General features: G+C 54.2%; 1 protein-coding gene. It reads right to left on the bottom strand.

The features are described from left to right. On the bottom strand, positions 1-295 hold a 295-nt coding region (locus tag LZP73_RS20115; protein WP_234236687.1), incomplete at both ends, for a hypothetical protein.

Here is a 295-nt window from a genome sequence, read left to right as displayed (position 1 = left end):
CGACTTCACGTTGCTGAGCTTGATGCTACCTTTGTTTTTCACCTGGATGCTGGATTCAGCAGCCGCACGAGATGCCGCACCACCGATGTGGAACGTACGCATGGTCAGCTGTGTACCCGGTTCACCGATGGACTGTGCCGCGATAACACCGATTGCTTCACCTTTGTTGATGATGTGGCCACGCGCCAGGTCACGACCGTAGCAGTGCGCACATACACCAAAGTCGGTGTCACAAGATACAACAGAACGTACTTTAACCGCGTCGACAGAGTTCTCTTCCAGCAGGTCACACCAC

The organism is Shewanella sp. AS16 (genome assembly GCF_021412365.1).
In the GTDB taxonomy this organism is placed as follows: Bacteria; Pseudomonadota; Gammaproteobacteria; order Enterobacterales; family Shewanellaceae; genus Shewanella; species Shewanella salipaludis.
This window is presented reverse-complemented; position numbering and strand designations above follow the sequence as displayed.